The organism is Actinoalloteichus sp. GBA129-24, from assembly GCF_001941645.1.
GTDB lineage: Bacteria > Actinomycetota > Actinomycetes > Mycobacteriales > Pseudonocardiaceae > Actinoalloteichus_A > Actinoalloteichus_A fjordicus.
In genome coordinates, this window is sequence record NZ_CP016077.1 from 1554375 (window position 1) to 1574652 (window position 20278).

Consider the following 20278-nt stretch of genomic DNA (forward strand, 5'->3'; position numbering starts at 1 on the left):
CGTTCTGTCGGTGATGCCCGGCGGATGCGTCAGTCGTCGAGATCGACGACCACGCTGCCGCCGTCGGCGTCGCGTACCTCGACCTGGACGGCGGTGGGCGGCAGCAGCGCCGCACCCTGTTCGGCCCGGGCGTCCCGCCACTCGGCGTCGGGGCTGTCGCGGTAGCGCAGCTCCGACTCATGGTCGAACACCGCCCAGCCCTGGTCATCGGGCAACCGCAGGGCGACCGGCAGCGGCGACTCGACGTCGATCGGGCCGCCGTAGACGACTTCGTGCTCCGCTCCATCGACGATCACGGCGTAGAGGTGCGGTGCGGTGGGGCCATAGCTCACGTTGGTGATCAGCGCAGTTCGCCCGTCGGGCAGCGCCAATGCGGCCAGTTCGGAAAAGCTAGAAGTTAGGGGGGCGATCACGCCAGCCTCGGTGAGTGCACCGAAGAGGCGCCTACTCGGATTCCTGATCAGGGATCGATCGGCGATCTGGCCGACCTCGATAATCGCCTGCGGGCGACCGTCCTCGTCGGATGAGGTGCCCGCGAGCAGCGGGCCGGGATACGTGGTCTGGTGACCTATCGGCTCATCGTGGTCGCCACGACGGCCCTCGGGAAACATGGGTTGGACGGCCCTGCCTGCGGGCCCGCCGTCGAACATGCTGCCCTCCGGCGTCGGGGACAGATCAAGACCTTCTGGAGGGCTCGGTGAGTCCAGCTCCGCGATCCCGATGTGATCGTCGAGCGGGACCTCCCGCCAGTGGCGGGTGGGCAGGCCGGTGGCGGGGTCGATGTCGATGTGTTCCGACAGCGAGACATGTCCCCAGTCGGCATCGACGACGACGAGTACTCGCGAGTCTGGCCCGACGAAATTCGACAGGAGTCGCCCGCCGTCCGGGTTGGCGCTGAGCACTCGTGTCCGGCCCTGGGCATCCGGCCCCACCACGCCGCTGATCGCCTCCACGTCGTTTCTCGTGATGGCCTGCGTGATGACGGCGACCGGCCCCGCCGGGGTCTCGAAGGCGGCATGGACGTTCGGCTCACCGGTCAGCACGAGCCCGTCGGGGTACCGGAGCCAGGTGATCGCGTCCGCTGCCTGCTCCCGCCAGAGCGCCTCCGCCTCGGCGAGGAATGCCGCATCCTCGGCGAGATCGCCTCGGGGCTCGCCGGTCAGCCGTTCGGTGAGCACCGGCGATGGTTCGCCGAACCTCCCCTGGGCGGGAATGACCGGGTCGGCACCGTCCTCTTGCTCGCGCAGCCAGCCCGTCAGGGCCGTGCCCGCCGCCAGCACCACCGTGAGGGCCGTCGCCGCGCCGAAGATGGTCCGTCGCTTCCTCCTGCGTTCTCTGCCACGAGAGAGCACCCGGTGCGCGAGGCTCGGGTCGGCCTCGACGTCCGAGACGATCTCCTCCAGCCGTTCGGTGAGCCTGGTCGGTTCGGTCATCGGAATGCCCCCCTCAACGGTGTCGCTCGCAGTGATTCCGCGTCGTTCTCGTGCGGGTCGTTCTCTTCCCGGTCGTTCTCGGCGTAGACCCGCCGCAGCCTCGTCAACCCGAGCGAGGTCTGGCTCTTCACCGTTCCGACCGCGCAGCCCAGCGCACGGGCCGTCTCGGCCTCGGTGAGGTCCTCGAAATACCGCAGGACGATCACCGCACGCATCCTCGGCGGCAGCTCCCGCAGCGCCTGCAAGACCGCGTCTCGGTCGGACACCGTCTCGTCGGCCCCGGCGTGCTCGTCCTCATCGGCGCGTTCCGACAGGGGCACCTCCGCGACCCGTCGGGACAGCCGCCGCCAGCGGTTGGCGGCGGTGTTGGCCAGAGCCGCCCTGGCGTAGGCCTCCGGCGAGCCCGTGACCCGTGACCAGCGCACAAACATGCGTTCCAACACGTCCTGGAGGAGGTCCTCGGCGGCGCCCCGGTCACCGCCGCACAGCAGGTATGCCGTGCGTAACAGGGCGGTCGATCTGCTCCTGACGAAGTCCTCGAACTCCGCCTCGGGTCGTCTCACTCATCACTCCCTCGTTCGTTCAGTGAACGTCACAGGTAGAGACACCGGGAGGGGGGAGAAGGTTGGAAGTCCGTTGTCTAGACTGCGGGGAGGCAGCCGACGAAGGAGATGCGTGTGGCAGAGATGTCCGTCCAGCTTGTCGCGGTAGAGCGTCGTCTCTGGTCGGGTACGGCGAGCTTCGTCGTGGCCCAGACCATCGAGGGCGAGATCGGCATCCTGCCCAATCACGAACCGCTGCTGGCCCAGCTTGCCGAGGGCGGCCTGGTCCGCATCACCACCACCTCCGGCGAGGTCCTCCGCGCCGCGGTGCACGGGGGCTTCCTGTCGGTCACCGGCGACGGGGTGAGCGTGCTCGCCGAGGACGCCGACCTGGCCGCCGAGGTGAACGTGGAGCAGGCTCGCGCCGATCTGGAGAGCGAGGACGCCGACATCCGGGGTCGAGCCAAGGCGAGGCTGCGGGCAGCCGGACAGGCAGCCTGAGCCCAGCGCGACGGGGACGGGGGCCGAGCCGTGTGGGTCGTCGAGGCCGTCGGAGTGGGCCTGTTCGCTGCCGCACTGGTACTGGGCTTACTCGTGCTCCGCAGAATCAGACTGCTGCGGCGCGCGGGCGGGATCGACGTGGCGTTGCGGACGCGCCTGGAGGACAGCCCTCGGGGCTGGCACCTCGGGGTGGGCCACTATCGCGGTGACGACTTCCTCTGGTTCCGGGTTCTGAGCCTGCGCTCCGGCCCGGACCAGGTGGTCCAGCGCACCGGCCTGGAGATCTCCAGCCGCCGGGCGCCCTCCGCGCCGGAGGCCTACGCGATGCCCGTCGGCTCGACGGTGCTGCGGTGTGCGGGCAACGAGCGCGAGATCGAACTGGCCATGACGCAGGACGCGTTGACCGGATTCCTGTCCTGGCTGGAGTCGGCGCCGCCCGGCCACAGCGTCCCCTGGGCTTCCTGACTGCCGAGCAGCGTCCCGCTCTTGACGTCTCCCGGCTGAGACTCGCCGCCTTCCGCCTCGCCTCGGTCCGAGGCCTGCGGTGCATCACCCCGGTATGGCGGCCTCTCCCGCCGCCTGATGCCGAGTGTCGACTCCCGCGACCCGGCACGTGTCCGACCACGGCCCCGTTCTCGTGTCTCCGATCATGTCGGGCAGCAAGCCGCGAATCAGCCGTCCGGTGTGATCCACCTTTTCGCCTGCATGGTCGACACTCACCACCGGCAGGCCGTGCACTCACCTGACGCCGCAGCCGCGTGCGCCGTCGGGCGTGGGCGTGCCGTCACCGAGTCGCTCCGAAGTCCGGTCAGCCGAGCAGTCGCCTCGGCACCCTTGCCCTCGCCGTGACCCCTGCCCGCGCCGTGCCGCCGCATCCCCGGGCCGACGGCACGGGCGAGAGGCAGTCCAGCGACACACCGTCTGACTCGCGCGGGACTGGATGAGGACGGCTGCCGTCGTCGTAGCCGCCTCTGGTGAGCCGGCTGTGCTGCCCGTCCGACCGACAGGTCCGAGACGGCTGCGGCTTTCGTGGTCGGACGCTCGTCGGGCACGGCCGGTGGCGACCGATGCGACACCGAACGAGACCACTGCGCCGACGCGCCTGCCGCTGGGGACGGGCATCGCCGCTGCCGGGCAGCCCGAGGTCCACCAGCAGGCGGATCGCATGGGCGCGGCGTCGCCGTTACTGGTCGCCGCCCGGCTTCCACTTCACGTCGCCGTCGGGGTTGGCCACCCGACAGAGGATGAACAGCAGGTCCGAGAGGCGGTTCAGGTACTTGGCGGTGAGGGCGTTGGTCTGCTCGGCCGCATCACTCGCGAGCAGTGCCCAGGTCGTGCGCTCCGCCCGCCGGGTCACGGTGCGGGCCACGTGCAGCAGGGCCGCCGCCGGGGTGCCGCCGGGCAGGATGAAGGAGTCGAGCTTGGGCAGGTCCGCGTTGAACTCGTCGCACCAGCCCTCCAGCCGATCGATGTAGGCCTGCGTGATCCGCAGCGGGGGATACTTCGGATCGGGCACGATCGGCGCGCAGAGGTCGGCTCCGACGTCGAACAGGTCGTTCTGGACCTGGCGGAGCACCGCCACCACCGACTCGCTCGGACTGCCCAGCGCCAACGCCACGCCGATGGCGGAGTTCGCCTCGTCGACGTCGGCGTAGGCGGCCAGCCGCACGTCGGTCTTGTGCACCTGGGAGGCATCGCCCAGGCGAGTCATACCGCCATCGCCCGTTCGCGTGTAGATCTTGGTCAGGTGCACCGACATGCGGGCAGCCTAGCGAACCCGTGGGGCGACGGCGAGGAGTCGACCTCTACCCTGCTTGTCTGTGAGCGAGCACTTCCAGGTCCGGGGCGGTGCCCGGCTAGTCGGCAGGGTCGACGTCGTCGGAGCCAAGAACAGCGTGTTGAAGCTGATGGCGGCTGCGCTGTTGGCCGAGGGCACCACGACCATCACCAACTGTCCCGAGATCCTGGACGTCCCGCTGATGGCGGATGTGCTCCGGGGGCTGGGCTGTGAGGTGTCCATCGAGGGCGACACGGTGTCCATCACCACCCCCGCCGAGCCGAGCCATCGAGCCGACTTCGCGTCGATGAGCAAGCTGCGGGCATCGGTGTGCGTCCTGGGGCCGCTGGTCGGGCGGTGCAGGCGTGCCGTGGTGGCGCTGCCGGGCGGGGACGCGATCGGATCGCGCCCGCTCGACATGCATCAGAACGGCCTGCGTCAGCTCGGCGCCACCAGCGAGATCGAGCACGGTTGTGTGGTGGCCGAGGCCGAGGGCCTGCACGGGGCGCAGATCTGGCTGGACTTCCCGAGCGTGGGCGCCACCGAGAACATCCTGATGGCTGCGGTGCTGGCCGACGGGACGACGGTGATCGACAACGCCGCCAGGGAACCGGACATCGTCGACCTCTGCCTGATGCTCCAGCAGATGGGCGCCAAGATCGAGGGTGCGGGCACCTCGACGCTGACCGTGCACGGCGTCAGTGCGTTGCAGCCCACCGAGCACCGGGTCATCGGCGACCGCATCGTGGGAGCGACCTGGGCCATCGCCGCCGTCGCCACCTGCGGTGACGTCGACGTGCACGGGGTGAACCCGCAGCATCTCGAACTGGTGCTGGACAAGCTGCGCACGGCGGGCGCCGAGGTGACGACCAGGACCGACGGCTTCCGGGTGGTCATGGCCACCCGGCCGCAGTCGGTGGACTTCGTGACGCTGCCCTATCCCGGCTTCCCCACCGACCTCCAGCCGATGGCCATCGTGTTGTCTGCGGTCTCCGAGGGCACCTCGATGATCACCGAGAACGTCTTCGAGGCCCGGTTCCGGTTCGTCGAAGAGATGGTCCGGCTCGGGGCAGACGCGCGGACCGACGGCCATCACGCGGTCGTGCGGGGCGTCGAACGCCTCTCCAGCGCTCCGGTATGGGCCTCGGACATCCGGGCCGGGGCAGGCCTGGTGCTCGCCGGACTGTGCGCCGACGGCGTCACCGAGGTCTGGGACGTCTTCCACATCGACCGGGGCTACCCGAGGTTCGTCGAGAACCTCGTCGCGCTGGGCGCCTCGGTGGAACGAGTGTCGGCCCCGCCGGAGCGCTGAGCCCGAGCGGAGCCGCTCGCGCCGTCGAAGTCAGCGGCAGCGACCCGACCGGGGCGCTGCCTGCTGCTGCGCTGCCCGCCCACGCCCGTCCACGCCCGGCCCCTTCGTCGTGCGGGGCCGGGCGTCGTGCGCTCTCTCGTGCTCTCCGCCTCCGGAGCGGCGGTCTGCCTTTTCGGCGCAGGCGTCGACGGCCGTGGTGCTGCGGCCGCAGAGCGTCCCGTTCGGCACGGCTCGAATCCGGTGTCCCCGATCATCCCTGGCCGCTCACTCGCTCGGGTGAGCCCGAAGCCACGCCTGCTCGGCGGTTCGCGCGCATTTCCGGGAAAAGGCGGTCTCGCGGTCCGGAACGTCCGTTTTTGTTGCGAACACGCAGTAGTCGGTTAATCACTCGACGGCGCAGCGTTGTCGACATTCCCGCCGATCTTTCCCGATCGTGTTAATACTGCTTTACGGCTGGTGAACGGCCTTCCTCGCACACTGCTCGGGGCGCCGGACGAAATCGTGAGGTCCGACACGGGGGCGAGCGCGCGGCCGATCGTGACCTAATAGTGACCCATATAGCACAGTGGTGGCGATCGTGTCAGGCAAACGGGTGAAATCGCTGGTAACCCACAGTTTGCGACTTGATCCGATGGCCGAATGACCGCCGTCACTTCCTATCTCGTTCGTATAACGCCACGCGTTACGGTCAGCGCCTACCTTTGACCGCACCAGGTGTCCCGCCTACGTTCGACACGCCGAGTCGCCGCAGCGTGACGACTCGCATCGTCCTGTCACCGAGTGGGGGAGCGGCCTTCCGTGCTAGCTGCGAACGTCACCCGACGAAACTTCATACGAGGTGCCACCGGCGGCCTTCTGGCGGTCGGGCTCGGCGTCGGCGTCGCCGGGTGCAGCTCGATCGACCTCTCCACTGCGGGCGGTGGTGGCGATCTGCTCGATCAGTTGCGTGATCGCGGCAACGTCCGGATGGGATTCGCCAACGAGACGCCCTTCGCCTACATCGATTCCGAGGGCGACCTGACCGGTCAGGCCGCCGAGGTCGGCAAGGAGATCTTCCGTCGACTCGGGGTCGACAGCTTCGTTCCGAAGCTCGCCGACTTCAGTTCGCTGATTCCCGGCCTCAACGCCGGGCTGTTCGACGTCATCTCCGCAGGCATGTACATCACGCCCGCCCGCTGTGAACAGATCTTGTTCACCAACCCCGACTACAACGCGCCTTACGCCTTCCTGGTCCCCGAGGGCAATCCCTTGGGCCTCACCACGCTGGAGGACGTCGTGGCCAATCCCGACGTCGTGCTCGGCGTGATCGTCGGCGGCGTGGAGGAGTCGGTCGCCACCGGCGTGGGCGTCCCCTCGGATCAGATCGTGGTCTTCCCCGATCAGGTCTCCGGCATCGACGGCGTCGCCGCCGGGCGGGCCGACGCCTTCCTTCTCTCCACCCTCTCGTTGCGCTCGGCGTTGGGCGGCAGACCCGACTCCGGGCTGGAGCTGTCCGAGCCGCCCTTCATTCCGACGGTCGACGGCGTCGACCAGAACGGTGCGGGCGGGTTCGGCTTCCGGCTGGGCGAGGCGAACATCGTCGAGTCCTTCAACAGTGAGCTGGCGACCCTCAAGAGCGAGGGTCTGCTCCTGCCGATCGTGGAGCCCTTCGGCTTCACCGAGGACGAGATGACGGACCTGACCGCCGAAGAACTGTGCCAGGCACCGTTGGCCTGACCGGAAGGAGTTGCCCCGTTGTCTCCGGGACTCTGGCAATACATGATCGAGGGGCTGGTGGTCACCCTCCAGCTCACGGTCTTCGGTGCCCTGCTCGGCCTCGTCTTCGCGTTCGCCGCCGGGCTCGCTCGGGTGAGCAGGAAGAAGTTCCTCCGCGCGCTGGGTTTCCTCTACACCGAGACCTTCCGCGGGATGTCGGCCCTGATCGTGTTGTTCTGGCTGATCTTCGTGATGCCTCGGTTCGGCTACCAGCTGGCACCGTTGTTCGCAGGCGTCCTCGCCCTGGCACTGAACATCGGCGCCTACGGCGCTGAGGTGGTGCGCGGTGCGATCCGCGCGATCCCGCAGAGCCAGCTCGAGGCCGCCACGGCCCTGAACTTCACCCCGTGGCAGCGGACCCGCAAGGTCGTGCTGCCGCAGGCGATCGTCGCGATGATCCCCGCCTTCAGCAACAACCTCATCGAACTGCTCAAGGCCAGCGCGCTGGTGTCGATCGTCTACCTCTCCGACCTGACCTTCGGCGCGCAGCTCGTCCGGGCCTCGACGCAGAACACCGCAGGCGTGTTCGGCGGCCTGCTGGTCGCCTACGGGGTCATCGCGTTGATCTTCACCGTGTTGATGCGCTTTCTGGAACGACGGGCCGCCGCATCGCTCGGCCGGACGGTTCCGCCCGGCATGATCGCCCGCATCTTCCGCAGGACGGAGGCCTCGGCATGACCGGATGGAACTGGGACGTGTTCTGGGACTCGGTCCCTGCCCTGTTGGACGGGCTCGTCGTGGCGTTGCAGGCGACGGTGCTCGGGTATCTGATCGCGCTCGTCCTCGGCCTCGGGTTCGCTCTGCTGCGACGCAGCACGAAGCTGTGGATCAGTGTTCCCGCGTCGATCGTCATCGAGTTCATCCGCTCCACCCCGTTGCTGGTGCAGCTCTTCTTCCTGTTCTACGTGCTGCCCGAGGTGGGCATCAGCTTCTCCACCCTGACGACCGCCGCGATCGGACTCGGCGTGCACTACGCCACGTACGTGTCGGAGGTCTACCGCTCGGGCATCGACGGCGTGCCCGTCGGCCAGTGGGAGGCGGCGCGAGCACTGAACCTGCCGGTCAGGCGGACCTGGACCAGCGTGATCCTGCCGCAGGCCCTGCCTCGGGCGATGCCTGCGCTGGCCAACTACGTGATCGCGATGTTCAAGGACACGCCGACGCTCGTCGCCATCACCGTGGTCGAGATGCTGACCGTGGCCCGTGCGATCGGCTCCGAGACGTTCCTCTACGCGGAGCCGATCACCATGGCCGGAATCCTCTACCTGGTGACCGCACTCGTGATGTCCTGGCTCGCCAGGATCCTGGAACGCCGATTCGGTCAGGTCCGAGCCGCGTGACCGGCGGAAAGAATGAGAAGGGGAGCAAGCCGATGACCGAGGCGACCAGCGCCGTGGCCGAGAAGGGCCCGAAGCAGGCCGACTTCATCCGGTTCGACGACATCAGCAAGCGCTTCGGCAAGAACGTGGTGCTCGACGACCTCTCGTTCTCCGTGGGAGCGGGCGAGCGGGTCACGCTGATCGGGCCGAGCGGATCGGGCAAGACGACGATCCTGCGGATGTTGATGACCCTGCTCAAGCCGGACAGCGGCACCATCAAGGTCGGCGAGGACTACCTCTTCCACGAGGAGCGCAACGGCAGCCTCGCCCCGGCGAGCGAGGCGCACATCCGCAAGGTGCGCGGCCGGATCACCATGGTGTTCCAGCAGTACAACCTGTTTCCGAACATGCGGGTGCTGCGCAACGTCACCGAGGCTCCGGTGCACGTCCTGGGCAAGTCCAAGGACGAGGCCGAGGAGCGGGCCAGGGAACTGCTGGACATGGTGGGGCTGGGCGACAAGGTCTCCGCCTACCCCTCGCAGCTCTCCGGAGGGCAGCAGCAGCGGGTGGCCATCGCCCGTGCGCTGGCGATGGACCCGGACATCCTGCTGCTGGACGAGGTCACCTCGGCGCTGGACCCGGAGCTGGCGGCCGAGGTGCTGGACGTGCTGCGTGACGTCGCCAGGTCCAGCGACATCACCATGCTGTGCGTGACGCACGCGATGAAGTTCGCCAGGGACGTCTCCAACCGCGTGCTGATGTTCGACGCGGGCCGGATCATCGAAGCGGCGCCGCCTGCCGAGATCTTCGACGAGCCCAAGCAGGAGCGGACCCAGAAGTTCCTCCAGTCGGTGCTCGCCGAGAGCTGATCAGACGACGGTCGACGGACCGATCGGATGCCGGGGAGAACACACTCTTCCCGGCGTCCGGCGTCCGGCGTCCGGCGTCCGGCGTCCGGCGTCCGGCGTCCGGCGTCCGGCGTCCGGCGTCCGGCGTCCGGCGTCCGGCGTCCGGCGTCCGGCGTCCGGCGTCCGGCGTCCGCTACCGCGTCGCGGCCTGCTGCCGCAGGCGTGCCGTGCCCGACCGCCGTGTTCTGACCGGTTGTCGGGACGGCTCACTCCGGTCGATCGGTGCGGCTCACCGGCAGCCCGTCGCTCGATGCGGGCATTACGCCTGCCCGCCGGTCGTGCAGCAGCAGCAGCGCGTACGCCGCGATCGATTGCGCATCGGTGATCAGCCCTTCGGCGATCATCTGTTCGAACTCCGTCCGGGTGAACCACCCGCCTCGCATGTCCTGTTCCTCGTGCTCGCGCTGCGCCTCGCCCTCGGTCAGCTCGGTCGCGAGATACACCCGCCCGCGCTGACTGGAGTGGCCCGGCGCCACGTCGAGCAGGCCGATCTCCACCATGCTGGCCGCGCGAAGCCCCGTCTCCTCCCGCAGCTCCCGCTCGGCGAGCACCGCCTGCTCCACCACTGCACGGTCCGGCGCCGTGCCCTGCGGGAACTCCCAGCGTCGGAGGCCGAGCGGATAGCGGAACTGCTCGACCAGGTGCAGCCGGTCCCCGTCCGCCGGGATGATCAACGCGTAGTTCGGCTTGTCCACGACGCCGTACGTGCCCGCCGAGCCGTCCTGTCGCCGGATCGCATCCTCGCGGACCGTCATCCACGGATTGGCGTACACCTGCCGGGAACTCACCGTCTCCATGCCGACAGATGATGCCGCACCCGGGAGTGGTTCCCCGGCGGGGTTTCCACGGGCGGGTGATCGATCGTCGCCATGGCGTGATGTTGCTGGTGGTCGCGATCGGCTGCCGGTACGCAGGAGGTGACGTGTTGATCAGCTCGGGAGGAGACGACAGATGGTGCACCACGATCGGCGGCGCTGGGCCGCCTGTGTGAGCGCGGTGACGGTCGGGCTGATGATCGGCACGGCGTCGGTCGGCACGGCGGCCCCGGACACTGGAGGCGGGGGGACGACGTCGGCGTCGGCGATCCCGACCGGGACGGGCGCAGCGGCCGAGGCAGGCGGGTCGGGCACCGGCCTCGACGAGGAGCGGGGCGGTATCCGCGCGGCGGCCAGCCCGACGGCGATCCGAGACAGCTACCTGGTGGTGCTGCCCGACACGCTGGCGCCCGAATCGGTGCGCACCGCCGTCGACTCCCTGATCGCCGTCTACGGCGGGAAGCTGCGGCACACCTTCGAGCACTCCGTGCGCGGCTTCTCCGTCGAGCTCGACCAGGTCGCCGCCCGCCTGCTCGCCGCCGATCCGGCCGTCGCCTTCGTCGAACAGAACCAGACCGTCTCCCTCACCGACACCCAGCTCGACCCCACGTGGGGTCTCGACCGGATCGATCAGCGGGAGCTGCCGCTCGACCAGTCCTACACCTATGGCAACACGGCCCTCTCGGTGAACGCCTACGTGATCGACACCGGTGTCCAGCCGACGCACGTCGAGTTCGACGGCCGGGCCGTCGCCGCCTTCGACGCGATCGGCGACGGTCGGGACGGGGCGGACTGCAACGGCCACGGCACCCATGTGGCGGGCACGATCGGCGGCACCGAATACGGCGTCGCCAAGGAGGTCGCCATTCAGGGCGTGCGGGTCCTCGACTGCGGGGGCTCGGGCACCATCGAGGGCGTGCTCCAGGGCATCGAGTGGGTCACCGCGAACGCCGAGGCGCCCTCGGTGGCGAACATGAGCCTGGGCGGCGGCGTCTCGGAGGCGCTGGACGCGGCGGTCGCCGAGTCGATCGCCAGCGGCATCACCTACGTGGTCGCGGCGGGCAACGACAATGAGGACGCCTGCAACGCCTCGCCCGCGAGGACGCCTACCGCGCTGACCGTGGCCGCCTCCGACGACGCGGACGTCCGGGCGAGCTTCTCCAACCTCGGCGAGTGCGTCGACCTGTTCGCCCCCGGCGTGGACATCACCTCGGCGTGGATCGGCGCCGATGACGCGATCAACACGATCAACGGAACCTCGATGGCCTCGCCGCACGTCGCGGGCGCGGTGGCGCTCTATCTGGAGGCCGACCCGGACGCGACGCCGGGCGAGGTCGCCGCCGTGACCCTCTCGTGGACCACCAGCGACGTGATCACGGACGCGGGCGAGGGCACGCCGAACCGGCTGCTCTACACCGGCGGCTGACCAGCGCACGTCGGCTGGCGTCGCCGCCGTGTGACGGGGCGTCGGCCGACGAACGATCGCCTTCTCTACGCTGTGCCGCGTGCGTCTCGTCATCGCTCGCTGTCAGGTCGACTACGTCGGCAGGCTCACCGCCCATCTTCCGATGGCCAATCGGCTGCTTCTGATCAAGGCAGACGGGTCGGTGTCGGTGCACTCCGACGACCGGGCCTACAAGCCGCTCAACTGGATGAGTCCGCCCTGCTGGCTGATCGAGGACCCGGACATCTGGACCGTGCAGAACAAGGCGGGCGAGCGGGTCGTGATCACCATCGACGAGGTGCTGCACGACAGCAGGCACGAACTGGGCGTCGAACCGGGGCTGGTCAAGGACGGCGTGGAGGCCCACCTCCAGGAGTTGCTGGCCGAGCACGTCGCCACCCTGGGCGACGGCTGGACCCTGGTGCGTCGGGAGTTCCCGACGGCGATCGGTCCCGTCGACCTGATGTGCCGCGACGCGGGCGGCGCCTCGGTGGCCGTCGAGATCAAGCGGCGGGGCGAGATCGACGGCGTCGAACAGCTCACGCGCTACCTCGAACTGCTCAATCGCGACCCACTGCTCGCCCCGGTGCGGGGCATCTTCGCGGCGCAGCAGATCCGGCCACAGGCCAGGACGCTGGCCGAGGACCGAGGCATTCGTTGCGTCGTCCTGGACTACGACGCCCTGCGGGGCATCGAGCCGGACGAGTTCCGCCTCTTCTGACACCGGCCTTCTCCGGCCGCCACCGACACCCAGACTGACGTCGCACGCGCGCGTGCGAGACCGGCTCCGCTCGAGCCGGTCTCGGCCGCGTCCGATGGCAGAGCGGTTCATCTCGCTCCGGGTTAGTCTTCTGCGAGACAGCCCTGCGACGTTCCGGGCGCGTCGAGTGTTCACCCGTCGAGAGGTGGCTTCGGTGATTCTTGCGCAAGAGACGCTGCGCCTGAATGCGGGTCCGGTGGACTACGCGCTGATCGCCGTCTACTTCGTACTCGTCTTGTTGATCGGTTATCTCGCACGGCGTTCGGTGTCGACCAGTCTGGACTTCTTCCTCTCCGGTCGGTCACTACCCGCGTGGGTGACAGGACTTGCGTTCATCTCGGCGAACCTCGGCGCGATCGAGATCATCGGAATGTCGGCCAACGGCGCCCAGTACGGGATGCCGACGATGCACTACTACTGGATCGGCGCCATTCCGGCGATGGTGTTCCTCGGCATCGTCATGATGCCGTTCTACTACGGCTCCAAGGTGCGCAGTGTTCCCGAGTATCTGCGCCGTCGTTTCGGCAAGGGTGCTCATCTGGTCAACGCGCTCAGCTTCGCCGCCGCCCAGGTGCTGATCGCGGGCGTCAATCTCTTCGCCCTGGCGCTCGTGATCAACGTGTTGCTCGGCTGGCCCATCTGGGTGTCGGTCGTCGTCGCGGCGGCGGTGGTGCTCAGCTACACCACCCTCGGCGGCCTGTCGGCGGCCGTCTACAACGAGGTCCTCCAGTTCTTCGTGATCGTCGCCGCCCTGTTGCCACTGACCATCGTCGGTCTCATCCAGGTCGGCGGCTGGCAGGGGTTGACCGATCGGGTCGCGGCCGAGGCGGGGCGGCAACAGCTCGCCGCCTGGCCGGGAACCGAGCTGACGGGCTTCGGCAGCTCCTTCCTCAGCACGTTGGGAATCGTGTTCGGCCTCGGTTTCGTGCTCTCCTTCGGATACTGGACGACGAACTTCGTCGAGGTACAGCGAGCCATGTCGGCATCCAGCATGTCGGCGGCCCGTCGTACGCCGTTGATCGGCGCGTATCCGAAGATGTTCATTCCGTTCGTGGTGGTGATCCCCGGCATGATCGCCGGTGTGCTCTCCCCGCAGCTCGCCACGTTGAAGGCGGGCGGCGAGAGCGAGTTGACCTATAACGACACGCTGTCGGTCCTGATGCGTGATCTCCTGCCCAACGGCATCCTCGGGGTGGCGATCACCGGTCTGCTCGCCGCGTTCATGGCGGGCATGGCGGCCAACATCAGCGCGTTCAACACGGTGTTCACCTATGACCTCTGGCAGACCTATATTCGTCGTGATCGACCCGACGGCTACTATCTCAAGATCGGCCGTCGAGCAACGGTGATGGGTACGATCATCGCGATCGGAACTGCATTCATCGCAGCGGGCTACAGCAACATCATGGATTACATTCAGCAGCTCTTCTCCTTCTTCAACGCACCATTGTTCGCCACCTTCATCTTGGCCATGTTCTGGAAGCGGATGACACCGGCCGCAGGCTGGATCGGCCTCGTCTCGGGCACCGCAGCCGCCATCACGGTCTCGGTCCTGGCGGAGACGGGGGTGTGGGACCTGCCGGGTCAGGGCGCGAGCTTCCTCGGGGCGGGTGCCGCGTTCGTCGTCGACGTCGTCGTCAGCGTGGTCGTCACGATGCTGACCCGCCCAAAGCCGGAGACGGAGCTGGTGGGGCTGGTCTGGAGCCTGACGCCCAAGGCCGATCGCACGCACTCCACGACCGGGCGGGACGCGGGCTGGTACCGCTCTCCCGCGCTGCTGGGCGGCGGCGCCCTGGTGCTGGTCGCGATCCTGAACGTCATCTTCGGCTGACCGTCGGCGTCCGTCGAGCGGACGACTATTCGTGAGGAGGACGCCCATGGCCGAGCACCACGCGCGGTCGGCACAGGCCCATCGGGGCGCCGGGCTGTTCGACCTCCGGTGGATCCTGGCCTTGCTGTTCGTCCTCTACGGCGGGGTGCTCACCGTGCTCGGCGTCGGCTTCACGACGGACGAGGACCTGGCGAAGGCGGCGGGGGTCGCCATCAATCTGTGGGCAGGCCTGGCGATGCTGTTGGTGGCCGCGCTCTTCGCCCTGTGGGCCAGACTGCGTCCCGTCGTGGTGGACCCTCGGTTGATTGATCGCGGAGATGACGACAATCCGTGAGGGTTGCGCTCCGCAGGGCGACGACCGTCTGAGGGATTGTCTGTTGCTACCTCACTGACCGGTGACTGGCGCTACCGTGCTGTCCGTGCGCCGTCTTCGCCGTCTACGACTCGCCCTGATCCCGGCCGTGCTGCTGCTGGCGGCGGGCTGTGCGGGCAGCACCGATCTCGCCAAGGTCACCTTCGAGCGGACCACCGTGCCCGCTGGGGAGCGGGAGAACGTGGCCCCACCCCCTCCCGACACCGAGACTGATCAGGGCGGCGGCGAGCCACAGACCCAGGACGAGGCGTTCAGCCCGGCGGCTCTTCGCTCGGTCGATCCCTGCGGGCTGCTCGACGAGGAGGAGTTCGCGGGCATCGGCGAGGCCCCCGAGGCCCTCCGCAGCGGCTACAGCAGATGCGGCTTCTACAGCTCCGACGCGCAGGGCGAGTCGGTCGGGCTGACCTTCACCGTCGGCGACTCGGTGTTCTCCGAGGCCGAGCAGGCCACCCAGGAGATCGGCGGCCTCAAGACCCACATCCAGTCCGTTGACGGTGACGGTGGCGGGGTCTGCTTCGTCCGCGTCATCACCACCGACGGGGAGAACGCGAAGTCGCTGACGATCCAGCTGAACGCCAAGGTCGACGACGTCTGCGCCACCGGCAAGGAGTTCGCCGAGCACGCGGTGGAACTCCTCCGTGAGGATCCGCCGCACAACGCCGAGGGCACCGGTCTGCTGGCAGGCCTGGACGCGTGTGAGACGGCCGAGGACGACGAGGTCATCGGCTGGGTCGGCGAGGGATACCGGGAGTACTCCAACGGCCTGCACGACTGCACCTGGTCGCGCGGCGGCGTCGAACTCGAGGTCGACTTCAACACCTACTACGACCCGGCAGGCAGCGACGACGCCGAGGAGATCGACCTGGACGGCACCACCGCCTACCGGGTCCTCGATGAGAACGTGTACCCGGAGTGCGACGTGTCCTGGGCTCACGCGCCCTTCGGCGACACCATCGACTTCGAGGTGGTGACGGTGTCGATGTCCGACATCCTGGAAGAGGGCGTCGACACCTGCGCACTGGCCACCGAGATCGCAGGCGTGGTCAAGGACCGCATCCCGGCCTGATCATCGGCAGGCATCGCCGGGCGGACATCGACCCGCGCTGGTCGGGGGAGCATCGCCTCGACCGTGCGGCGTAATCTTCGCTCTGATCCGACTTCGTCACCGGTGGGAGGACGCTTATGCGACAGAGCGACACCGATCAGCCCGCCGGTCCCACACCCCCCTCATCGGGGGGAACAGACCCCGATCCCGGCCGGGCCCACGAGGACGGTGACCGCCGGGCGTGCGCCGAACCCGCCGAGTTCACCTCCTATGACCCGCGCACCGGAGAGGTCGTCGGCGGGCATCGACTCACCTCGCCCGCCGAGGTCGTCACGGTGGTGGCCGAGGCCCGCACCGCCTCGGCCTGGTGGCGGGAGCTGGGGTTCGCGGGCAGGCGAGCCCGGCTGGACCGCTGGCGGGTCGCTCTGTTCGGACAGATCGAGCAGCTGGCCGCCCTGATCTGTGCCGAGACCGGCAAGCCGCTGGACGATGCCCGACTGGAACTGCTGATGGTGCTCGAACACCTGCGGTGGGCGGCGGAGAACGCCGAGGGAATCCTGCGGCGCAGGCGAGTGGCCACCGGCAGGCTGATGACCAACCACGCCTCCACCGTCGAATATCAGCCGCTGGGGGTGGTCGGCGTCATCGGTCCCGCGAGCCAGCCCGCGTTCGCTCCGATGAGCTCGGTGGTGGGCGCGCTCTCGGCAGGCAACACCGTGGTGCTCAAGCCGAGCGAACTGACGCCGGGAGTTGCGGTCGCCCTCGCGGTCGCCTTCGCGGAGATCGTGCCGGAGCACCCGGTGCTCAGCGTGATCACGGGGGACGGGAGTACCGGTGCGAACCTGTGTTCGGCAGGCGTCGACAAGATCTCCTTCACCGGCAAGGCCGACACGGCCCGACGGGTGCTGATCGACTGTGCCCAGACGCTGACGCCGGTGGTCGTGGAATGCGGCGGCAAGGACGTGATGCTGGTCGACTCCGACGCGGATCTCGTCGACGCGGCCGAGTCCGCCGTGTGGGGCGCGATGTCCAATGCCGGGCAGAGCAGCACCTCCCTGGAACGGGTGTACGTGGTCGACGAGGTCGCGGACCGGTTCGTCGACCTGGTCGAGCAGCGGGCACGCCGGCTGCGGCCCGGCGGTCAGCCGGGCGCCGACTTAGGGCCCGTGCAGCAGTCCAGCCAGGTGGACGTCATCCGGGAACAGCTCGCCGAGGCGATCGACCAGGGCGCGCGCTGCCTGGTGGGCGGACTGGAGTCGCTCCGTCCGCCCTATGTCGAACCGGTGGTCCTGCTGGACGTGCCGGAGGACTCCACCGTGCTCACCGAGCCGACCAGGGGTCCGATGCTGGTGATCAACCGCGTCCCCGACCTGGACACGGCCGTGCGGCTGGCCAACGCCTCCCGGTTCGGCCTCGGCGCCTCGGTGTTCTCCCGAAGCCGGGGGGAGGAGGTCGCGGCGAGCCTGCGGGCGGGTGTGATCGCGGTGAACAGCGCCGGGACCGCAGGCGCCGTGCCCGCATTGCCGCTCGGCGGCGTCGGCGCCTCCGGCTACGGTCGGGTACGTGGCGCGGACGGGCTGCGGGAGTTCGCCACGGTCAAGTCGGTGACCAGGCGACGAGGCAGGCCGCTGATCAATGCTCTGACCTTCGGCAGGAGGTCCGGCACCGTCCGCCGGCTGTTGCGCCTGGTCCGGATGCGTTACGGTCGCTGAGTCCTGGCAGGTCACCCGAAGTCGCGTGTCACGGCCGTCGGACGGCGGTTCGCTCGCGGTGCACGGGCGGCCGACGACTCGGCGGGCTGTCTGGGGGGAGCACGGCAGTGAAGAAGATCATCAATGATCCTGCCACCGTCGTGACCGAGGCGCTGCACGGCATGGCCGCGGCGCATCCCGACCTGCGGGTGCACACCGACCCCGCCTATGTCGTCCGGGCCGATGCTCCGATCCGAGGCCGGGTCGCCGTGATCTCCGGCGGCGGTTCCGGGCACGAACCCCTGCACTGCGGATTCGTCGGGCCGGGCATGTTGACCGCCGCCTGCCCCGGCCCCGTGTTCACCTCGCCGACGCCGGATCAGGTCCAGGCGGCGGTCGCCTCCGCCGACGGCGGTGCGGGCGTACTGCTGCTGGTGAAGAACTACACGGGCGACGTGTTGAACTTCGAGACCGCTGCCGAGTTGCTGGCGGCCGACGGCGTCGACGCCCGCACCGTGATCGTCGACGACGACGTGGCGGTGCGGGACTCGCTGTTCACCGCAGGTCGTCGGGGCGTCGCGGGCACGTTGCCGGTCGAGAAGATCGTGGGCGCCGCCGCCGAGTCCGGCGCCGACCTCGACACCTGTGAACGGCTGGCCAGGACCGTGGTGGCGAGCGTGCGGACCATGGGTCTGGCGTTGACTCCCTGCACTGTCCCGCACGCGGGCGAGCCGAGCTTCACCCTGGGCGAGGACGAGATCGAGATCGGCATCGGCATCCACGGCGAACCCGGCCGAGAGAAGACCCGGCTCGCTCCCGCTCAGGACCTCGTCCGGAAGCTGTTGCAGCCGGTGCTCGACGACCTGGAGTGGCAGCAGGGCGACCGGGTGCTGCTGTTCAGCAACTCGATGGGCGGCACCCCGCTCATCGAGCTGTACCTGGCCCATGGCAGCGCCGCCGCATTGCTGACCGAGCGCGGCCTGCTCGTGGAGCGCAGCCTGGTCGGGCCGTACGTGACAAGCCTGGAGATGCAGGGCATCAGCCTGACGCTGCTACGCCTGACCGATGAGCTGATCGAGTGGTGGGATGCACCCGTCAGCACTCCTGCACTGCGATGGGGGCGTTGATGAGCTGCGACGGGGCGGGCACGGCGGCGGCATGGCTTCGAGTGGCCGAGGTCGTGCGCGAACACCGAGACGAACTCGTCATGCTGGATCGCGAGATCGGCGACGGTGACCACGGCGAGAACCTGCGACGCGGCTTCGACATGGTCGCCGACCGGCTGACCTCGGCGGAGGACGACACTCCCCGCGCCGTCCTACGGCTGGTCGCCTCCACTCTGATCTCCACTGTCGGCGGTGCGGCCGGACCCTTGTACGGCACGGCGTTGCTGCGGGCGGGCAATGCGATCGGCGACCGTCCCGTGCTGGACGCGGCGGCCGTCGCGGCCGCGCTGACGGCCGCAGTGGAGGGCGTCGTGGCGCGGGGCCGGGCCGAGCCCGGCGACAAGACGATGGTGGACGCGTTGCAGCCCGCCGCGTCGGCCGCCGTGGCGGCGAGTGAACGCGGCGCGACGATCGCCGAGGTGCTCGCCGAGGCCTCGGCCGCTGCCGATGCCGGCGCGCACGCCACCGTCCCGCTGATCGCTCGCAAGGGCCGCGCCTCCTACCTGGGAGAGCGCAGCGCGGGACATCTGGACCCCGGCGCCCGGTCGACCGCGCTGATCCTGGCGTCGTTGGCCGCCTCCGCCGCGTCCTGGCGCCCGGCCGGGCAGGCCGAGGGCACCGACCAAGGCGGGCCCACCGGGCCGAGCATCGCACCGGGGGAGGACGCATGACCCTCGTCGGGCTGGTGCTGGTCTCGCACAGCAGGCAGCTTGCCGCAGGCCTCGCCGAACTGGCGGGCCAGATGGCACCGGACGTCCGCATCGAGGCGGCGGGCGGCCTGCCCGGCGGCGAACTGGGCTCCGACCTCGAACTGGTCTCCGCTGCGGTGGACCGGGCCGAACAGGGGCGAGGCGTGGTGCTCCTCTATGACATCGGCAGTGCCCAGATGACGGCCGAACTGGCCGTGGAGGCGCTCGACGACCCAGGCCGGGCCTATGTCGCCGACGCACCCTTCGTCGAGGGCGCCGTCGCGGCGGCCGTCGCCGCCCAGGGCGGCGCGGACCTGGAGTCGGTGGCGTTGACCGCGTCCTCCGCCGCAGCGGACGCGGAATGGCCGCTGGCCGATCCCGGCTTCGGCGCCGCCGACCCGGCGGTCGCGACGACGGCGGTCGCGACGACGGGGGTTGCCGAGACGACGGCGGTGCCCGCAGGCGACGAGGCGCTCGCGCACGCGGCTGGGTCGTCGCCGGGATCGGCCGAGTCGGCGCTCGCGCTCGGCTCGGATTCGGTACTCGCCTCGGAGACTCCCGGCGGCGAGATCGAGGTCGAGCTGCGCAACGACGTCGGCCTGCATGCCCGACCTGCTGCCCTGCTCGCGCGCCGCGTGGCGGGGCTGGACGCGCGGGTGACCGTGCAGTACGGGGAGCGGCTCGCCGATGCCGCCAGCGTGCTCGCGCTGATGGGCCTCGGTGCGGGCGGCGGATCGACCGTGCGGGTCCTGGCCGTCGGTCCGGATGCGGCCGAGGCACTGCGTCGCGTGGCGGACCTGGCGGCACGTCGCTTCGAGGGCTGATCTCGCGTCGCCGTCGGTTCGAGGACCCGACCGGCGTACGCACGTCGGCTGCCGAGCCGGGCGACTCGTCCGCGCCATCGGTTCGTCCCGCTC

At 69.4% G+C, this 20278-nt stretch carries 20 protein-coding genes; 16 read left to right on the forward strand and 4 right to left on the reverse strand.

What is annotated here, in order from left to right; genetic code table 11:
• Nucleotides 1-29: 29 nt before the first annotated feature.
• On the reverse strand, nucleotides 30-1433 hold the full coding sequence (locus UA75_RS07145) for a hypothetical protein (protein WP_075739581.1): 1404 nt from the start codon (nucleotides 1431-1433) through the stop codon (nucleotides 30-32).
• Nucleotides 1430-1996: a SigE family RNA polymerase sigma factor gene (locus UA75_RS07150; RefSeq protein WP_075739582.1), complete on the reverse strand. Its 567-nt coding sequence runs from the start codon at nucleotides 1994-1996 to the stop codon at nucleotides 1430-1432. Before UA75_RS07150 ends, UA75_RS07145 begins: the two co-directional genes overlap by 4 nt.
• A gap of 114 nt (nucleotides 1997-2110) precedes the next feature.
• Here UA75_RS07150 and UA75_RS07155 point away from each other — a divergent pair, with 114 nt between their 5' ends.
• Both UA75_RS07155 and UA75_RS07160 read left to right on the forward strand, forming a co-directional pair.
• Complete coding sequence (locus tag UA75_RS07155; protein WP_075743507.1) at nucleotides 2111-2476, forward strand: F0F1 ATP synthase subunit epsilon; 366 nt, start codon at nucleotides 2111-2113, stop codon at nucleotides 2474-2476.
• 30 nt (nucleotides 2477-2506) lie between these two features.
• Nucleotides 2507-2941 (forward strand): DUF2550 domain-containing protein, encoded by a 435-nt coding sequence (locus UA75_RS07160; RefSeq protein WP_232237662.1) that lies wholly within the window; start codon nucleotides 2507-2509, stop codon nucleotides 2939-2941.
• 718 nt (nucleotides 2942-3659) lie between these two features.
• Here UA75_RS07160 and UA75_RS07170 read toward each other — a convergent pair.
• Complete coding sequence (locus UA75_RS07170; RefSeq protein ID WP_075739584.1) at nucleotides 3660-4235, reverse strand: cob(I)yrinic acid a,c-diamide adenosyltransferase; 576 nt, start codon at nucleotides 4233-4235, stop codon at nucleotides 3660-3662.
• A gap of 61 nt (nucleotides 4236-4296) precedes the next feature.
• Here UA75_RS07170 and murA point away from each other — a divergent pair, with 61 nt between their 5' ends.
• The 5 genes from murA (at nucleotide 4297) to ehuA (ending at nucleotide 9508) form a co-directional block, all read left to right on the forward strand.
• Entirely contained in the window at nucleotides 4297-5565 is a 1269-nt protein-coding gene (gene murA, locus UA75_RS07175) for a UDP-N-acetylglucosamine 1-carboxyvinyltransferase (RefSeq protein ID WP_075739585.1), read from the forward strand.
• A gap of 798 nt (nucleotides 5566-6363) precedes the next feature.
• A complete protein-coding gene (ehuB, locus tag UA75_RS07180; RefSeq protein WP_075743509.1) occupies nucleotides 6364-7281 on the forward strand; it encodes an ectoine/hydroxyectoine ABC transporter substrate-binding protein EhuB in 918 nt (305 codons plus the stop codon).
• Nucleotides 7282-7299: 18 nt separating this feature from the next.
• Nucleotides 7300-7998: an ectoine/hydroxyectoine ABC transporter permease subunit EhuC gene (gene ehuC, locus UA75_RS07185; RefSeq protein ID WP_198042950.1), complete on the forward strand. Its 699-nt coding sequence runs from the start codon at nucleotides 7300-7302 to the stop codon at nucleotides 7996-7998.
• Nucleotides 7995-8660 (forward strand): ectoine/hydroxyectoine ABC transporter permease subunit EhuD, encoded by a 666-nt coding sequence (gene ehuD / locus UA75_RS07190; protein WP_075739587.1) that lies wholly within the window; start codon nucleotides 7995-7997, stop codon nucleotides 8658-8660. The genes ehuC and ehuD overlap by 4 nt, the downstream gene beginning before the upstream one ends.
• Before the next feature lie 32 nt (nucleotides 8661-8692).
• Nucleotides 8693-9508 carry an ectoine/hydroxyectoine ABC transporter ATP-binding protein EhuA gene (gene ehuA, locus UA75_RS07195; RefSeq protein WP_075743510.1) on the forward strand — a complete coding sequence of 272 codons (816 nt, stop codon included), beginning with the start codon at nucleotides 8693-8695 and terminating at the stop codon, nucleotides 9506-9508.
• 245 nt (nucleotides 9509-9753) lie between these two features.
• Here the strand turns inward: ehuA and UA75_RS07200 are convergent, their stop codons facing one another.
• A complete protein-coding gene (locus UA75_RS07200) occupies nucleotides 9754-10344 on the reverse strand; it encodes an NUDIX domain-containing protein (protein ID WP_083682996.1) in 591 nt (196 codons plus the stop codon).
• A gap of 154 nt (nucleotides 10345-10498) precedes the next feature.
• On the opposite strand from UA75_RS07200, the gene UA75_RS07205 reads away from it, so the two are divergent.
• The 9 genes from UA75_RS07205 to dhaM all read left to right on the forward strand — a co-directional run bounded on the left by UA75_RS07205 (nucleotide 10499) and on the right by dhaM (nucleotide 20185).
• Nucleotides 10499-11788, forward strand: coding sequence for a S8 family peptidase (locus tag UA75_RS07205; RefSeq protein WP_232251171.1), 1290 nt, complete (start codon nucleotides 10499-10501; stop codon nucleotides 11786-11788).
• Nucleotides 11789-11867: 79 nt separating this feature from the next.
• Nucleotides 11868-12527 carry an endonuclease NucS gene (nucS, locus tag UA75_RS07210; RefSeq protein ID WP_075739589.1) on the forward strand — a complete coding sequence of 220 codons (660 nt, stop codon included), beginning with the start codon at nucleotides 11868-11870 and terminating at the stop codon, nucleotides 12525-12527.
• Between the two features lie 196 nt (nucleotides 12528-12723).
• Nucleotides 12724-14397 (forward strand): sodium:solute symporter family protein, encoded by a 1674-nt coding sequence (locus UA75_RS07215; RefSeq protein WP_232237813.1) that lies wholly within the window; start codon nucleotides 12724-12726, stop codon nucleotides 14395-14397.
• 46 nt (nucleotides 14398-14443) lie between these two features.
• Nucleotides 14444-14731: a hypothetical protein gene (locus UA75_RS07220; RefSeq protein ID WP_075739590.1), complete on the forward strand. Its 288-nt coding sequence runs from the start codon at nucleotides 14444-14446 to the stop codon at nucleotides 14729-14731.
• A gap of 85 nt (nucleotides 14732-14816) precedes the next feature.
• Nucleotides 14817-15836: a DUF3558 family protein gene (locus UA75_RS07225; protein WP_198044232.1), complete on the forward strand. Its 1020-nt coding sequence runs from the start codon at nucleotides 14817-14819 to the stop codon at nucleotides 15834-15836.
• Between the two features lie 116 nt (nucleotides 15837-15952).
• Nucleotides 15953-17527: an aldehyde dehydrogenase family protein gene (locus tag UA75_RS07230; protein ID WP_083682998.1), complete on the forward strand. Its 1575-nt coding sequence runs from the start codon at nucleotides 15953-15955 to the stop codon at nucleotides 17525-17527.
• Between the two features lie 107 nt (nucleotides 17528-17634).
• On the forward strand, nucleotides 17635-18633 hold the full coding sequence (gene dhaK / locus UA75_RS07235; protein ID WP_075739592.1) for a dihydroxyacetone kinase subunit DhaK: 999 nt from the start codon (nucleotides 17635-17637) through the stop codon (nucleotides 18631-18633).
• Nucleotides 18633-19343: a dihydroxyacetone kinase subunit DhaL gene (gene dhaL, locus UA75_RS07240; protein WP_075739593.1), complete on the forward strand. Its 711-nt coding sequence runs from the start codon at nucleotides 18633-18635 to the stop codon at nucleotides 19341-19343. Before dhaK ends, dhaL begins: the two co-directional genes overlap by 1 nt.
• Complete coding sequence (gene dhaM / locus UA75_RS07245) at nucleotides 19340-20185, forward strand: dihydroxyacetone kinase phosphoryl donor subunit DhaM (protein WP_075739594.1); 846 nt, start codon at nucleotides 19340-19342, stop codon at nucleotides 20183-20185. Before dhaL ends, dhaM begins: the two co-directional genes overlap by 4 nt.
• Nucleotides 20186-20278 lie beyond the last annotated feature (93 nt).

Bases quoted from the DNA above. Each gene is read 5' to 3' on its own strand.
- ehuA (WP_075743510.1), top strand. From the start codon at position 8,693: ATGACCGAGGCGACCAGCGCCGTGGCCGAGAAGGGCCCGAAGCAGGCC.
- UA75_RS07200 (WP_083682996.1), bottom strand. From the start codon at position 10,344: ATGGAGACGGTGAGTTCCCGGCAGGTGTACGCCAATCCGTGGATGACG.
- UA75_RS07220 (WP_075739590.1), top strand. From the start codon at position 14,444: ATGGCCGAGCACCACGCGCGGTCGGCACAGGCCCATCGGGGCGCCGGG.
- dhaL (WP_075739593.1), top strand. From the start codon at position 18,633: ATGAGCTGCGACGGGGCGGGCACGGCGGCGGCATGGCTTCGAGTGGCC.
- UA75_RS07230 (WP_083682998.1), top strand. From the start codon at position 15,953: ATGCGACAGAGCGACACCGATCAGCCCGCCGGTCCCACACCCCCCTCA.
- dhaM (WP_075739594.1), top strand. From the start codon at position 19,340: ATGACCCTCGTCGGGCTGGTGCTGGTCTCGCACAGCAGGCAGCTTGCC.
- UA75_RS07170 (WP_075739584.1), bottom strand. From the start codon at position 4,235: ATGTCGGTGCACCTGACCAAGATCTACACGCGAACGGGCGATGGCGGT.
- ehuD (WP_075739587.1), top strand. From the start codon at position 7,995: ATGACCGGATGGAACTGGGACGTGTTCTGGGACTCGGTCCCTGCCCTG.
- UA75_RS07145 (WP_075739581.1), bottom strand. From the start codon at position 1,433: ATGACCGAACCGACCAGGCTCACCGAACGGCTGGAGGAGATCGTCTCG.
- UA75_RS07205 (WP_232251171.1), top strand. From the start codon at position 10,499: ATGGTGCACCACGATCGGCGGCGCTGGGCCGCCTGTGTGAGCGCGGTG.